Origin of the sequence: Microlunatus elymi (assembly GCF_007362775.1) — a bacterium.
In the GTDB taxonomy this organism is placed as follows: Bacteria; Actinomycetota; Actinomycetes; order Propionibacteriales; family Propionibacteriaceae; genus Microlunatus; species Microlunatus elymi.
This window is the reverse complement of record NZ_CP041692.1, coordinates 4,793,539-4,807,958: the sequence shown is the minus strand read 5'-3', so window position 1 is coordinate 4,807,958 and position 14,420 is coordinate 4,793,539. Positions and strand designations below refer to the sequence as shown.

The following is a 14,420-nucleotide window of genomic DNA, read 5'->3' as shown; positions in this document are numbered from 1 at the left end:
CGGGCCCCGATCTGCCGGGGAAACGCACCCGAAAAGGCCCACATCCCAGCCGTCTGGCCGGCAGATTGCGCCGGGGAGGCCGTCGCTCGCGGTGCGGGCGGTCGAGATTTCAATCGGCTGGGCCCTACGCTTGACGGCTGTGACAACCACTCTGGGCACGTACGCGGCCGTTCTGTTCGATCTCGACGGCGTGCTGACGCCGACCGCTGAGGTACACATGCGGGCCTGGGAGCGGATGTTCAGCGACTTCCTCGCGCGCCGCGGTGACACCAGGCCGTACACGGAGCAGGATTACTACGACTATGTGGACGGGAAGCCGCGCTACGACGGCGTACGCAGCTTCCTGGCCTCGCGGGGGATCGAATTGCCGGAAGGCAGTCCGGACGATCAACCGGAGGCGGAAACGGTGTGTGGGTTGGGGAATCGCAAGAATCGCGAATTCTCCGGGGTGCTGGAGACCGATGGCGTTCGGGCCTTCGCCGGGTCGGTCCGGCTGCTGGACCAGCTGACCGACCAGAAGGTCGCGGTGGCCGTCGTGTCGAGCTCCCGCAACGCCCGGCCGGTGTTGCGGGCGGCCGGGCTGCTGGATCGGTTCGAGGTGATCGTGGACGGCAACGTCGCCACCGAGCGCGAACTCCCCGGCAAGCCGGCACCGGACACCTTCGTGGCCGCCGCGGAGGAGCTGGGCGTACCGGTCGATCGGGCCGTGGTGATGGAGGACGCGTTGTCCGGGGTGGCCGCCGGCCGCGCCGGCGGTTTCGGGCTGGTGGTCGGGGTCGACCGCGGCGCCGGAGCAGACAAGTTGATCGAATCAGGGGCTGACATCGTGGTGGCCGATCTTGGAGAGTTGGTAACCGATGGACCGTCATGACCTGATCGAGCCGACCGACAGCACCGACGCCCGGCTGGTCGCCGAGCGCGATGGTGTCAGCGACGGCTGGGAAGAGAGCCTGGGCCGGCAGCGGTTGAGCACCGGTGCGACGCCGGGGACCGCGGGCGACGAGCCCGCCCCGGTCCGTGATCATCTCGATCGGCTGCGCTTCCCGGTGGACGAATGGCGACTGACCGAAGCCTCGTACGGCGCCGATGATCTTGGTACCACTGAGACGCTGTTCGCGGTCGGCAACGGTTATCTGGGTTTCCGCGGCAACGTGGAGGAGGGCCGCGAGACCCACACCCATGGCACCTTCATCAACGGCTTCCACGAGACCTGGCCGATCCGGCATGCCGAGGAGGCGTTCGGCTTCGCCCGAGTCGGGCAGACCATCGTCAACGTGCCCGACACCAAGACGATGAAGTTGTACGTGGATGACGAACCGATGCTGCTGTCGGTGGCCGACCTTGATCATTACGACCGGACGCTGGACTTCCAGAACGGGCGGCTGACCCGTGAAATTCTCTGGCGAACCCCGGGCGGCAAGCGGGTGCTGGTGAAGTCGAGCCGGATGGTTTCCTTCACCCAAAGGCATCTGGCGGTGATGGAGATGGAGATCACCGTTCTCGATCAACCGGCGCCGGTGGTGGTGTCCTCGCAGGTGCTGAACCGGCAGGACGGCAAGGACGAGTACCACGTCCGATCGGCCGCGATGGGCGAGGGTTGGGATCCGCGCAAGGCCGACGCCTTCGAGTCGCGGGTGCTGGAACCGCAGAGTCACTGGCACGGCGACGGTCGGATGATCTTGGGCTACCGGTGCGCGAATTCGCGGATGACGCTGGCGGTCGGAGTTGATCATCTGATCGAGACCGCCAACCGGCACGAGGGATTGATCGACACCGACGAGGACGCCGGCAAGATGGTCTACCGGGTGCAGGCCGAGCCCGGCGTGCCGATCAAGATCACCAAGCTGGTCGCCTACCACACCTCCCGCGGGGTGCCGGTGCGCGAGCTGGTCGATCGGTGCCGCCGTACGTTGGACCGGACGCGCGATCAGGGTGTGCAGCAGCAGTACGACGATCAGCGGGCCTGGCTGGACGGCTACTGGGCCCGTTCCGACGTACGGATCGAGGGCAGTCCTCAACTGCAGCAGGCCGTTCGCTGGAACATCTTCCAGCTGGCGCAGGCGGCCGGCCGAGCCGAGCAGGCCGGCGTACCGGCGAAGGGGGTGACCGGCAGCGGCTACGGCGGGCACTACTTCTGGGACACCGAGATCTACGTGCTGCCGTTCCTGATCTACACCACCCCGTCGATGGCGCGCAGCGCGATGCGCTTCCGCTACAACCTGCTGGACGCGGCCCGCACCCGGGCGGGTGATCTTGCCGAACGCGGTGCGCTGTTCCCGTGGCGGACGATCAACGGCCACGAGGCGTCGGCCTACTACGCGGCCGGCACCGCGCAGTATCACATCGACGCCGACATTTCCTTTGCCCTGTGCAAATACGTCGCGGCCACCGGTGACGACGACTTCATGAGACGTCAAGGTATTGACATTCTGGTGGAGACCGCGCGGCTGTGGACCGATCTCGGCTTCTGGCGGGAGAACGGCGACGGCGCCTTCCACATCCACAGCGTGACCGGGCCGGACGAGTACACCACGGTGGTCAACGACAACCTGTTCACCAACGTGATGGCCCGCTACAACCTGCGTAAGGCCGCGGAGACGGTGAACCGGATGGCCGAGCGGGCACCGGACGAATACCGCCGGATGGTCGAACGGCTGCAGTTGGAGCCGGAGGAGGTCGAGGACTGGGCGTCGGCCGCCGAGGCCATGCACATCCCTTATGACGAAGGGCTCGGTGTGCATCCGCAGGACGCCCACTTCCTCGAGCGCGAGGTGTGGGACCTGGCCAACACGCCGTCGGATCGGCGGCCGTTGCTGCTCTACTACCACCCGTTGGTGATCTACCGCTTCCAGGTGCTCAAGCAGGCCGACGTGGTGCTGGCGCTCTTCCTGCAGGGTGATCATTTCACCCTGGAGGAGAAGAAGGCCGACTTCGAGTACTACGACTCGATCACCACCGGTGACTCGACGCTGTCCGGGGTGGTGCAGGCGATCATCGCGGCCGAGGTCGGCTATCACAAACTGGCGATGAACTACTTCACCCAGGCGCTCTTTGTTGATCTTGCCGATCTGCACGGCAACACCAGCGACGGTGTGCACGTGGCCAACGCCGGCGGCGTCTGGACCGCGCTGGTGTCCGGCTTCGGCGGCATGCGGGATTACAACGGCAACATCAGCTTCGACCCGCGACTGCCGGACGAGTGGCCGTCGCTGACCTTCCGCTTCACCGTCCGCGGGACCCGGGTGCGTGCGGTGCTGACGCACGATCAGTACGAGTTCACCGTCGAGGAAGGCACCGAGGCGCACTTCTCGGTCCGCGGCACCGAGGTACGTCTGCGCAACGGCGAGACCAAGACCGTCCCGCTGGACGGACAAGGTCCGCGGATCGACGCCGAGAAGGCCTTCACCACCCGCGGCCGTCGCGAGGACGGCAGCCTGATCACCGCCTCGGTCCCGCGCTCCGTCCGGCACTGACCGGGCGACGCTGCTAGCCGAACCCTTGAATCTGCTTGCTATTGCAAGCAGGCTGGCCGCATGACACGGATCAAGGCACCGAATTTGGGGGAGCAGTTCGGCTCACTCGGGGAGTTCATCGCGGCGCAGCGCCGGGCGGCGCGGCTGTCGCTACGCCAACTGTCCGAGCAGGCCGGTGTCTCCAACCCGTACCTCAGTCAGATCGAGCGGGGTCTGCGCAAACCCTCGGCCGAGGTGTTGCAGCAGTTGTCCCGGGCGCTGCGGATCTCCGCCGAACAGCTGTACGTCCGGGCCGGGATCCTGGACCCCGATGATCATCCGTCGCTGCCGGTGGAGACCGCCGTGCTCGCCGACACCGCGATCAGCGAGCGCCAGAAGCGGGTGCTGATCGACGTGTACGCGTCCTTCGTCCGGGAGAACGCGGCCTCGGCAGCCGAGGCCGCGCAGGAGCAAGCCTCCTGAAGGCTGCGGTCGAGCGATCAGCTCCAGTAGACGACCACGCGGTCGCCGACGTGGATCCGGTTGTAGACGTAGGTCAGGGTCTTCTTGTCGCGGATGTTCACACAGCCGTGGCTGCAGCCGGCGTAGCCGCGGGCCGCGAAGTCGGAGGAGTAGTGCACCGCCTCACCACCGCTGAAGTACATCGACAGCGGCATCGCCGAACCGTAGGCGCGAGACCAGTCGTGACGGACCTTGCGGAAGACCTTCCAGGTGCCGTTGCGGGTCGGCGAGTTGGAGCAACCGAAGCGGGCGTCCAGGGTCTTGATGACCTTGCCCTTGTTCATGTAGTAGAGCTTGCGGGTCGTCTTGTCGATGCACATGACCCGACCGTTGGTCTTGCAGCGCTTGTCGATCACGCCCTTGGACGCATGCGAGGAACCGCCGGTGCTGCTGGCAGCCTTGACCTTGCCGCTCTTCTTGACCAGCTTCTTCCACACCTTCTTGGTCACGGTGCCCTTGCCGCGCTTCATCCCGACCGAATGCCGGAAGTCCTTCACCGCGTCGCGGGTGATCGACCCGAAGTACGAGGTGGCGTACTTCTTCTTCAACAGGCCCACATCGGCCAGCCGCAGCTGCAGATTCTTCACCGCGCTGTTGGTCTGGCCGTACTTGGGATGCTGGAACTTCGTGGTCAGGTAGGTGGTCTTCGCCTCGGCGGTGGCCGCGTTGCCGGCAACCAGCAGGCCGAGCGCCATCATGATCGCGACCAGACCGCTCAGGCCGATCCGGGCCGCGAACGGCAGCCGGCGGGTCGGCCGCAGGTCAGTGTGCTGGGTGCCGTCGTCGGTGGCTGGTGCCGCCACGGCAGTCGATTCGTCGCGTGACGGATCGGATGACAACCGGGTCATCGGTGGTGTCCCCCCTGTGAATCTTGCTCATGCTGCTGACATCTAACCAGCGCCATTGGGGGAAGATGCGCGCAATGCCGGCGTTTGCCCGGCGAGCGCTAACTTTGCCCTACGCCGGGTCCGGTGTCGACACAAGGGGCCGACAAAACGGGTCACGGTACGGTCAAAAATCCACACCGAGCCTCGCACACGAGGAGCCGCCGGGTCAGCGCTTGACCCGGGTACGAGCCCGGGCGCGTTCGCCGGCGTTCAAGATCACCTTGCGGATCCGTACCGCGTTCGGGGTGACCTCGATGCACTCGTCCTCGCGGCAGAACTCCAGCGCCTGCTCCATGCTCATCAACTTCGGCGGCACCAGCCGCTCCAGCTCCTCACCGGTGGAGGAGCGCACGTTGGTCAGCTTCTTCTCCTTGGTGATGTTGACGTCCATGTCCTCCGGCCGCGGGTTCTCGCCGATGATCATGCCCTCGTAGACGTCGGTGCCCGGGCCTACGAACAGGGTGCCGCGTTCCTGCAGATTGAACGACGCGTACCCGGTGACCTGCCCGGACCGGTCGGCCACCAGCGACCCGGTCGGCCGGGTCCTGAAGTCGCCCGCCCACGGCTCCTCGCGCTCGAAGACGTGGTGCATCAGACCGGTGCCGCGGGTCTCGGTGAGGAACTCGGTCCGGAAGCCGATCAGCCCGCGCGCCGGCACCAGATACTCCATCCGCACCCAGCCCGAACCGTGGTTGATCATCTGCTCCAGCCGGCCCTTGCGCAGCCCGAGCAGCTGGGTGACGACGCCGACGAAGTCGTCCGGCACGTCGACGGTCAGCCGCTCCACCGGCTCGTGCAGCTTGCCGTCGATCAGCTTGGTCACCACCTGCGGTTTGCCCACGGTCAGCTCGAAGCTCTCCCGCCGCATGGTCTCCACCAGCACCGCCAACTGCAGCTCGCCGCGACCCTGCACCTCCCAGGTGTCCGGCCGTTCGGTCGGCAGCACCTTGATCGACACGTTGCCGATCAGTTCCTGATCAAGACGAGCCTTGACCAGCCGGGCGGTCAGGTTCTTGCCCGACTTGCCGGCCAGCGGCGAGGTGTTGATGCCGATCGTCATTGAGATGCTCGGCTCGTCGACCATGATCAACGGCAGCGGCCGCGGATCCTCCGGGTCGGCCAGCGTCTCGCCGATGGTGATCTCCGGAATCCCTGCAATAGCAACGATGTCGCCGGGTCCGGCCGATTCGGCCGGTTCCCGATCCAGGTTCTTGGTGATCAACAACTCGGACAGCTTGACGGTGCTGATCGAACCGTCGCGCTTGCACCAGGCCACGGCCTGGTTGCGCTTCAGCTCGCCGGCGACGATCCGGCACAGCGCCAGCCGGCCGAGGTACGGGGACGAGTCCAGGTTGGTCACGTGTGCCTGCAGCGGCGCGCCCTCGACATAGGTCGGTGCCGGGATCTTGTCCAGCAGCACCTCGAACAACGGCTGCAGATCCTCCGCGTCCGGCATCCCGCCGTCCTCGGGCTGGTTGACCGACGCCCGGCCGGCCTTTGCGGACGCGTACACCACCGGGAAGTCCAGGATCTCAAGATCATCATCGCCGGCCAGGTCGAGGAAGAGCTCGCTGGTCTCCTCGATCACCTCGGCGATCCGGGCGTCGGGCCGGTCGACCTTGTTGATCACCACGATGATCGGCAGCTTCTTGGCCAACGCCTTGCGCAGCACGAACCGGGTCTGCGGCAGTGGACCTTCGGAGGCGTCCACCAGCAGCAGCACCCCGTCGACCATCTCCAACCCGCGCTCCACCTCGCCGCCGAAGTCGGCGTGCCCGGGGGTGTCGATGATGTTGATCGTGACCTCGTGGCCGTCCGGCATGGTGTGCCGGACCGCGGTGTTCTTGGCCAGGATGGTGATGCCCTTCTCCCGCTCCAGGTCCATCGAGTCCATCACTCGGGTGGCCACGTCCTGACCGGTACGGAAGGCGCCGGACTGCCACAACATCGCGTCCACCAGGGTGGTCTTGCCGTGGTCGACGTGCGCGACGATTGCGACGTTGCGCAGGTCAGAGCGAGTGGGCATGCGGATGCTTCTTCCTTCGACGTTGTTGGGGAGGCCCGGCGGGCAACCCGGTGATTCTACCGATCGGAGACGACGAGGCCGATTCGTCGCTGGTCAGGATCCCACCTGCGGCGGACCGGGCGTGCAAGTTAGGGTCTGGGACCATGTCCCCGATCATCGCTGCTCAGGGTCTGGTGAAGAGGTTCCGGCGGCCGCAGAAGGCGCCTGGCCTGGCCGGAGCCGTACGCCATCTGTTGCGACCGCGCCACGAGACGGTGACGGCCGTCGACGGCATCGACCTGAGCATCGACGAGGGCGAGTCGGTCGCCTACGTCGGGCCGAACGGTGCCGGCAAGTCGACGACCATCAAGCTGCTGACCGGGATCCTGATGCCGTCCGCGGGAACGATCGACGTCTGCGGGGTGCGGCCGCACAGCGACCGGCCGGCCAACGCCCGCAACATCAGCGTGGTGTTCGGTCAGCGGACCCAGCTGTGGTGGGACATCCCGGTGAGCGAGTCGTTCCGGCTGCTCGGTGACATCTATGCGGTGCCGGGCGCCGACTTCCGGACCACCATGGACGAGTTGGTGGACGTCCTCGACCTTGCCCCGCTGCTCGGGGTGCCCGCCCGGCAGTTGTCCCTCGGGCAGCGGATGCGCTGTGATCTCGGCGCCTCGCTCATCCACTCACCACGGGTGCTGTTCCTGGACGAGCCGACGATCGGCCTCGACGTCGCCGTGAAAGCACGGCTGCGGGAGTTCGTCGGCAGCATGCGGGCCCGTCGTGGTCTGACCGTCCTGCTGACCTCGCACGACCTCGGCGACATCGAGGAGTTGTGCCCGCGGATGATCATGATCGACAAGGGCCGCATCGTCTACGACGGCCAGTTCGACGAGGTCACCCGACGGTTCGGCTGGGAGCAGAAGGTGGTGGCCACGCTCGGTGACGGCACGCCCGACGCGGCCGAGCGGGCGCGCGCTGCGCTGGCTCGGGTCGAGCCGCTGATCGAAGCCACGGCGACCGGCCTGGTCGTCACCTTCGACAGCCGAGTGATCAGCTCCGGCGAGGTGATCAAGGAACTCGCACTCGCGCTGCCGGTTGTTGATCTTGCTCTGGAGGAGACGTCGGCCGAGTCCATCGTTCGCCGACTGTACGAAGGCAACCTCAGCTTCCAGCCGGCCGAAGGCACCGAACGGTGACCGCGGTCGAGGAGACGACCTGGCGGGGCCGGACCGAACCCGGCCCGAAGTACCTGTCGCTGGCGCGGACAACGCTGCAGCAGGCGATCGCGTACCGGATCACGACGCTGTTCAACGTCGGGCTGACTTTCATCTGGGTGATCATCCTCTACTACCTGTGGCGATCCGCGTACGCAGGACGGACCTCGATCGGCGGTCTGACCTGGGACCAGATGCGTACCTACGTGGTGATCGCGTACGGGATCAATGCACTCGTCGGGTGGCGTACGGGTTCGGCGATGATGGCGACCATCCGCACCGGCGACGTGGTCTTCGAAATGGTACGGCCACTCAATTACTGCACCACCCAACTGGCGCGATCGGTCGGCTACACGGTGGTGGAGGGCGCTGTCAGCCTGGCCTTCACGCTGGCGATCGGATTGATCTTCCTGCACATCGAGGCACCGGCATCGGTGGCCGCGGCGTTGCTCTTCGTGCTGGCGTTGATCATCGGCTTCCTGACCAAGGTCCTGGTGGTCTTTCTGGTGTCGTTGCTGACCTTCTGGACTCTCAACGGCATGGGCCTGATGTGGTCCCAGCAGGCGATCATGCAGATCCTGTCGGGCACGATCGTCCCGCTGGCGCTGATGCCGGCCTGGCTGCAGGTGATCGCCGGAGTGCTGCCACTGCGCGGCATCGTCTCCACGCCGCTGCAGTTGTATCTGGGGCAGAGCACGGGCTGGGATGCCGTCGGCCTGCTCGGCTTGCAGCTGTTCTGGCTGGTCGCCTTGTGGGTACTGGCCAATCTGGCCTGGCGACGCGCGTTCCGCATCGTCGAGATCCAGGGCGGCTGATCATGATCAGCGTGATCAAGATCTTTTTCCGGTTGCAGTTGGTCCAACTGCGGTCGGCGATGGAATACCGTGCGGACTTCTGGATCGCCGCGGTCGGTGCGATTCTGCAGCAGCTGGTCAGCATCGTGTTCCTAGTGACATTCTTCGGGCACGTCAGCTCGCTGGGTGGCTGGACGCTGTGGCAGATCCTCGTCCTGCAAGGCCTGGTGATGGCCGCCGATGGACTGCGAGAGATGTTCACCGATGGTGCCTGGCAGCTCCGTGCCGACGTCAACAGCGGGTCCTTCGACCGGGTCCTGGTCCGTCCGGTTCCGCCGGTGGTCCAGCAGTTCACCGCACTCGCGTCCATCCACGGCGTCGGCAACGCCGGGCTCGGAGTGGTGGTGTTGATCATCGGACTGGCGCACTCCGGTGTGCAGTGGGCCTGGTGGTCGGTCCCGCTGCTGGTCCTGACGGTGCTGTGCGGCGCGATCCTGACCACGGCGATCAGCCTGCTGACCAACATGATCGCGTTCTGGGAACCGAGTGCGCAGAGCGCGTTTCCGACCTTGATCGCGCTGATGCGGGACTTCGCCAAGTTCCCGCTGGACATCTACGGTGCCGGCATCCGGTTCGTGGTGACGGTGCTGCTGCCGTACGGGTTGATCAGCTACTTTCCGAGCCGGTTGGTCCTCGGGGTGGGCGATGCACCCGGCTGGTGGGCCGTCACCCCGGTGATCGCCGCGGCCGGCTCATCCCTGGTTGCGTCCCTGGTCTGGCGCAAGGGCCTGAATCGGTATCAAGGCGTCGGCAACTGAATCGAGGCTAGAGTCCGAACCATGAGCCTCGAACGTCCCGTCGCACCGGACCCGTACGAACTGCTGCCGAAGGTCGGCTCGTTCTCCGTCACCAGCACCGACGTCACCGACGGGCAGCCGCTGAAGGATGCCCAGGTCGCCAGCATCGGCAACACGTCGCCGCAACTGTCCTGGTCCGGCTTCCCGGAGCAGACCCAGAGCTTCGTGGTCAGCTGCTTCGACCCGGACGCGCCGACGCCGAGCGGCTTCTGGCACTGGGCCCTGGTCGACCTGCCGGGCGACGTCACCTCGCTGGACACCGGCGCGGGGGAGGAGGACTCGAACCTGCCCGGCAACGCCTTCATGCTCCGCAATGACGGCGGCCAGCACGCGTTCATGGGCGCCGCTCCGCCGCAGAGCGACCAGGTGCACCGGTACTACTTCGTCGTGCACGCGGTCACCGAGGAGACCCTCGGAATCGATCGGAACTCGTCCCCGGCGGTGATGAGCTTCAACCTGGCGTTCAAGACGGCCGCCCGGGCAATCCTCGTCGGCACGTACCAGTCTTGAATACGTCCGCTTGCTGCCGCTGCCGCTGGTCGGGTGCTGTAGGTCACCTTGCGGGGGCGACCCCTGCACCCCGCCGGTGGTCACGTTCACCGGCTGAGTCGCCGCGGTCTCTCCGCTTCGCTCCGAGGCCGGTCTCGCTGCGCTCGACGGGAGTTCAATCCCAGTCTCCGAGCTCCCGGTGGCGGTTCTGATGGCCGGCCGCAAGGTGGACGAGGTACGGGACGGGGTGGAGCTGACCCATCTCGATCAGCCGATGCTGGACGGCTCGGGGCAGACCAAGCGTGAGTTCGTCGACTATCTGGACCGGGTCTCGGGACTGCTGTTGCCGGGGCTCGCACACCGGGCTCTGTCGGTGATTCGGGTACGTCCTGGGCAGCCGCCGTTCATGCAGAAGAACCTGCCCGACTACGCCCCCGAGTGGATTCCGCGGGTCGACCAGTGGTCCGAGGCGTCGCGCCGGACCGTGCACTATCCGGTCTGCGAGGACCGACGCACGTTGTTGTGGCTGGCCAATCAACGAGCGGTCGAATTCCACCCTGCACTGCTGGACCTCGCTGGCCGGCAGTCGATGTTGATCATCGATCTGGATCCGCCCGAGGGCGCCGATTTCGACGCGGTGAGCAAGGTCGCCGGCGCGGTCCGGGAGGTGCTCGAGGCGCTGGAACTCCAAGCAGCGTTGAAGACCAGCGGTTCGAAGGGCATCCACATCCTGGTGCCGGTCGATCTCGACCATGGGGTCGATGACGTCGCGGCGGCGACCAGGGCGATCGCTCAGCGCACGGCAACCCACGACCCCGACAACGCGACCGTCGCGTACGTCAAGGACCAGCGCGGCGGCAAGGTGTTCGTCGACTCCACCCGAGCCGGTGGCGCGACGGTTGCCGCCGCCTTCAGCCCACGTGCCCGGCCCGGTCTGCCGGTCTCGTACCCGTTGACGTGGGCTGAGTTGGCCGACGTCCGCCCAGCCGACTTCACCATCGGTACGGTGCCCGCGCTGCTCGACGCCGACGAGGTCACCGATCCCTGGCGCGGAACCATGCCGCCGCCGCAACGGCTGCCCGCCGAGCTGATCGCCGAGGGACACCGGATCCCGATCGCCCGGGTGGCGGCGATGCACGAAGGCAAACGCCGCCGCGCTCGGGGCTGACGATTCCAGTCGCATGATTCGATACGGACTCCGGATTTGTCCGAGCGTGTGCAGCTCGATTCGGCGATCTTGGCTGCGGTAGCTCGGTGAAGTCTGCAGAACCTCGGAGAAACTCACCATTCTGGTTGTCGTCGTCGCAGCCACCACTCGGGCCGGGTCAGGGTCCAAGAATCGAGCCGTCGATCCCGCCTGGTGCCGCGCCGATGCCCGCGTTGCAGTCGCTCGATCAGCGGCATCCGATCTCGGATGAGATCGAGCGAGTCGATTCGTTGCACGGTCACGTTCGCCTCCTCAAGGACTTCCTCCCGAAGGTTGTCGGCGCGATGTTGGAAACGGTCCCGGTGATACTCGCCATCAAATTCGGTGGCCACTGCAGCCTCCGGATCGAAGAGGTCGGGCTCTCCAAGAAAGCGCCCTTCGAGGTCGAAGATCGGCTGGTTGATCAGCGGTGCGGGCAGTCCGGCCTGTTGCCGATAACAGATCCTGAGCCGTGTTTCCCACGGGCTCTCGATCCCAGGTTCGGCCCAAGCGCTAGCCCGCACTGCTTGTTCGGCGCCATGCAACCGATGATGCGACAGTGCATATTCGGTGAGCTCGCCGTTGCTCAAGCCCAGTTGCCCGAGCTGCCGGCAGCTCGCGTCGGAAACGAGATAGTTCGGACACCGGTCAAGCCTGGTGCACGACTCGGCTGCCCGGGCTTGGTTATCCACAGGCGGGTTGTCCGAGCGTGTGCAGTTCGATTCGGCGATTTTGCTGCGCTAGCTCGGCGAAGTCTGCAGAGCCTCGGACAAGCAGCGGCATCGCCGCAGGACGCATGGCCCGGCCGCCGAAGCAGCTGGGCAGCCCATTTGCTCGCCGCGGAGGTCCTGGCCACCCCCCCGTACGCTGGTCGTGATGGCCGGAAGTGTCCGGCCCGAGTTTCGAGGAGACGGCAGTGCCTTCCGGTTCCGACTGGTTCTCAAGCGAGTTCCGTGCCCAGTACGACAAGCAGCACGACGCGATCGGCCGCTTCAACCTGGCCATCTTCGGCAAGACCGGCGTCGGCAAGTCCACCCTGATCAACGCGATCTTCGGCGAGGAGGTGGCGGCCACCGGGATCGGGGCGCCGGTCACCAAGGACAGCCGCATCTACATCGACCGGATCGGCCACCTGGGCATCGTCGACACCCAGGGGATGGAGGTCGGCAAGGACGACCGGGAGATCCTTTCCGAACTGGACAAGGCGATCAAGGCGATGCGCAAGCAGCCGTTGAGCGATCAGATCCACCTCGCCTGGTTCTGCGTACGAGGCATGGACCGCCGGTTCGAGGAGGCCGAGGCCGACTTCGTCCGGCGGCTGGACAAGCTCGGGTTGCCGGTGATCATGGTGCTCACCCAGGTGCCGATGCGCGACGGCCAGTACCACCCGGATGCGGTCACGCTGGCCGAACACATCCGGTCGATGGGACTGCCGATCGTCGACGGCCGGCCGTTCCTGACCAACGCCAAGCCCGATCCCTTCACCCAGACGTCGGTGCACGGCCTGCACGAGGTGCTCGATGCCTCCTTTCGCGTGGCGCCGGAGGGCGTTGAGCTCGCCCTCACCGCCGCCCAGACCATCGACCAGAAGAGGAAGGCGTGGGCGGCGCAACGGGACATCGTGATGGCGGCCGGTAGTGCGGCCACCGCTGCGGCGGTGCCGATCCCGTTCTCCGACGCCGCCATGCTGGTCCCGATCCAACTCGGGCTGATGGCCCGGATCGCGCACATCTACAAGATCAGGATCGAACGGGCCGCGCTGATGGCGGTCGCCACTACCACGGCCGCCACCCAGGGCGGCCGGGCGGCGTTCACCGGACTGTTGAAGATGGTGCCCGGCGCGGGCTCGGTGGCCGGTGGCGTGATCGGGGCCGCGGTGGCATCGTCGTTCACCTTCGCCCTCGGCCAGGCCTGGCTGGTGGTCTGCCAGCGGATGGCCGGCGGCCAGCTGCTCACCCAGAGCGGCGCGGTCGACACCAACGCCGTACGGGACGCTTTCCTGCAGGAGTTCGGCAAACGGATGGCTCCGATCCGACGGAAATGATCAGGTCAGCTGCGGCACATCCGGCAGATCTCCCAGCCACTTGCCCTCCAGCTTGGCCAGGGTGCCGTCGTCGCGCAGCTTGTTGATCGACTGATTGATGCAGCCGGTGAGTTTGCTGCCGTGATCGAGCACCATCCCGAACTGCTCCGGCTGACCGTCCGGGTCGGGCAGTCGACCGACCATCAGACCGCCGTCGACCTGTCCGGAGATCATCTGCACCGCGGTCGGCAGATCGACGACCAGGCCGTCGATTCGCTTGTCCTGCAGGGCTTTCACGCCGTCCTCGTTGGTGTCCAGCACCGCCGCCGGGACCTCCGGCTTCACCTGATCGTTGATGGCGGCCAGGCTCGTGCTGTCGGCTTGTGCGCCGAGCTTGGCGCCACGGAGCTCGGCCAGGGTGGAGATGCCGGCCAGTTTGCTGCCCTCCAGGGCGATCACCGCCTGCGAGGTGTCGTAGTACGGGGCGGAGAGATCGACATTCTGCTGCCGCTGGGCGGTGATGGTGACCTGATCGATGTCGACGTCGAAGCTCTTCTCGCCGGGGGCGATCGCGGAGTTGAACGGGACCTGCAGCCAGTCGACGTCCTCGGCCTTGAAGCCCAGCCGCGCGGCCACTGCGAACAGCACCGCGGACTCGTATCCCTTGCCGTTGTTGGGATTGTCGTCGGCGAACCAGGGTGCGTACGCCGGTTCGTCGGTCGCCACGGTGAACCGGCCCGGATTCTTCAACGGCAGCTTGGCCACCGTACAGTCGGCACCCGACGGCGCAGGGCTCGCCTGCAGTCCGCCGTCGGTGTGCGAACACGCGGTCAACACCGTCAGCACGACGCCGGACAATCCTGCCACCAGTCCGCGGACTCGACGGCGCCGGCCGGTCGTGACGGCGCCGGGTCGCTGCTGGTGCGGTTTCGCGGGCATCGTGGCGTCGAGCTCCCGGGGATCAGTTCGCGGCGAACACTATTGGGCC

General features: G+C 66.5%; 13 protein-coding genes. 9 read left to right on the top strand and 4 right to left on the bottom strand.

What is annotated here, in order from left to right; translation table 11 throughout:
* Positions 1-139 precede the first annotated feature (139 nt).
* From FOE78_RS21970 to FOE78_RS21960, 3 genes are read left to right on the top strand one after another with little or no spacing between them, the layout of a single operon-like run.
* Entirely contained in the window at positions 140-871 is a 732-nt protein-coding gene (locus FOE78_RS21970; RefSeq protein ID WP_228265950.1) for an HAD family hydrolase, read from the top strand.
* Positions 858-3,473, top strand: a complete 2,616-nt coding sequence (locus FOE78_RS21965) for a glycoside hydrolase family 65 protein (protein ID WP_143988154.1) — start codon at positions 858-860, stop codon at positions 3,471-3,473. Before FOE78_RS21970 ends, FOE78_RS21965 begins: the two co-directional genes overlap by 14 nt.
* A gap of 60 nt (positions 3,474-3,533) precedes the next feature.
* Positions 3,534-3,935, top strand: a complete 402-nt coding sequence (locus FOE78_RS21960; RefSeq protein WP_143988153.1) for a helix-turn-helix domain-containing protein — start codon at positions 3,534-3,536, stop codon at positions 3,933-3,935.
* 17 nt (positions 3,936-3,952) lie between these two features.
* Here the strand turns inward: FOE78_RS21960 and FOE78_RS21955 are convergent, their stop codons facing one another.
* Together FOE78_RS21955 and typA are read right to left on the bottom strand one after the other, a co-directional pair.
* A complete protein-coding gene (locus FOE78_RS21955) occupies positions 3,953-4,777 on the bottom strand; it encodes a L,D-transpeptidase family protein (RefSeq protein WP_168207628.1) in 825 nt (274 codons plus the stop codon).
* Between the two features lie 250 nt (positions 4,778-5,027).
* Positions 5,028-6,887: a translational GTPase TypA gene (typA, locus tag FOE78_RS21950; RefSeq protein WP_143988151.1), complete on the bottom strand. Its 1,860-nt coding sequence runs from the start codon at positions 6,885-6,887 to the stop codon at positions 5,028-5,030.
* 143 nt (positions 6,888-7,030) lie between these two features.
* Between typA and FOE78_RS21945 the strand changes: the two genes are divergently transcribed.
* The 5 genes from FOE78_RS21945 (at position 7,031) to FOE78_RS21925 (ending at position 11,391) form a co-directional block, all read left to right on the top strand.
* Positions 7,031-8,065, top strand: coding sequence for an ABC transporter ATP-binding protein (locus FOE78_RS21945; protein WP_143988150.1), 1,035 nt, complete (start codon positions 7,031-7,033; stop codon positions 8,063-8,065).
* Positions 8,062-8,898, top strand: a complete 837-nt coding sequence (locus tag FOE78_RS21940; RefSeq protein ID WP_143988149.1) for an ABC transporter permease — start codon at positions 8,062-8,064, stop codon at positions 8,896-8,898. Before FOE78_RS21945 ends, FOE78_RS21940 begins: the two co-directional genes overlap by 4 nt.
* Positions 8,899-8,909: 11 nt before the next feature.
* A complete protein-coding gene (locus FOE78_RS21935) occupies positions 8,910-9,695 on the top strand; it encodes an ABC transporter permease (protein ID WP_210414710.1) in 786 nt (261 codons plus the stop codon).
* Positions 9,696-9,716: 21 nt separating this feature from the next.
* The gene (locus FOE78_RS21930) at positions 9,717-10,244 is read left to right on the top strand and encodes a YbhB/YbcL family Raf kinase inhibitor-like protein (protein ID WP_143988147.1); all 528 of its coding nucleotides are present in this window, start codon (positions 9,717-9,719) and stop codon (positions 10,242-10,244) included.
* Positions 10,245-10,422: 178 nt separating this feature from the next.
* The gene (locus tag FOE78_RS21925) at positions 10,423-11,391 is read left to right on the top strand and encodes a DNA polymerase domain-containing protein (protein WP_228265949.1); all 969 of its coding nucleotides are present in this window, start codon (positions 10,423-10,425) and stop codon (positions 11,389-11,391) included.
* 113 nt (positions 11,392-11,504) lie between these two features.
* Here the strand turns inward: FOE78_RS21925 and FOE78_RS21920 are convergent, their stop codons facing one another.
* Complete coding sequence (locus FOE78_RS21920; protein WP_143988146.1) at positions 11,505-11,999, bottom strand: hypothetical protein; 495 nt, start codon at positions 11,997-11,999, stop codon at positions 11,505-11,507.
* Positions 12,000-12,325: 326 nt separating this feature from the next.
* On the opposite strand from FOE78_RS21920, the gene FOE78_RS21915 reads away from it, so the two are divergent.
* A complete protein-coding gene (locus FOE78_RS21915) occupies positions 12,326-13,453 on the top strand; it encodes a GTPase family protein (RefSeq protein ID WP_143988145.1) in 1,128 nt (375 codons plus the stop codon).
* Here the strand turns inward: FOE78_RS21915 and FOE78_RS21910 are convergent, their stop codons facing one another.
* The gene (locus FOE78_RS21910) at positions 13,454-14,371 is read right to left on the bottom strand and encodes an ABC transporter substrate-binding protein (protein ID WP_143988144.1); all 918 of its coding nucleotides are present in this window, start codon (positions 14,369-14,371) and stop codon (positions 13,454-13,456) included.
* Between the last annotated feature and the right edge of the window lie 49 nt (positions 14,372-14,420).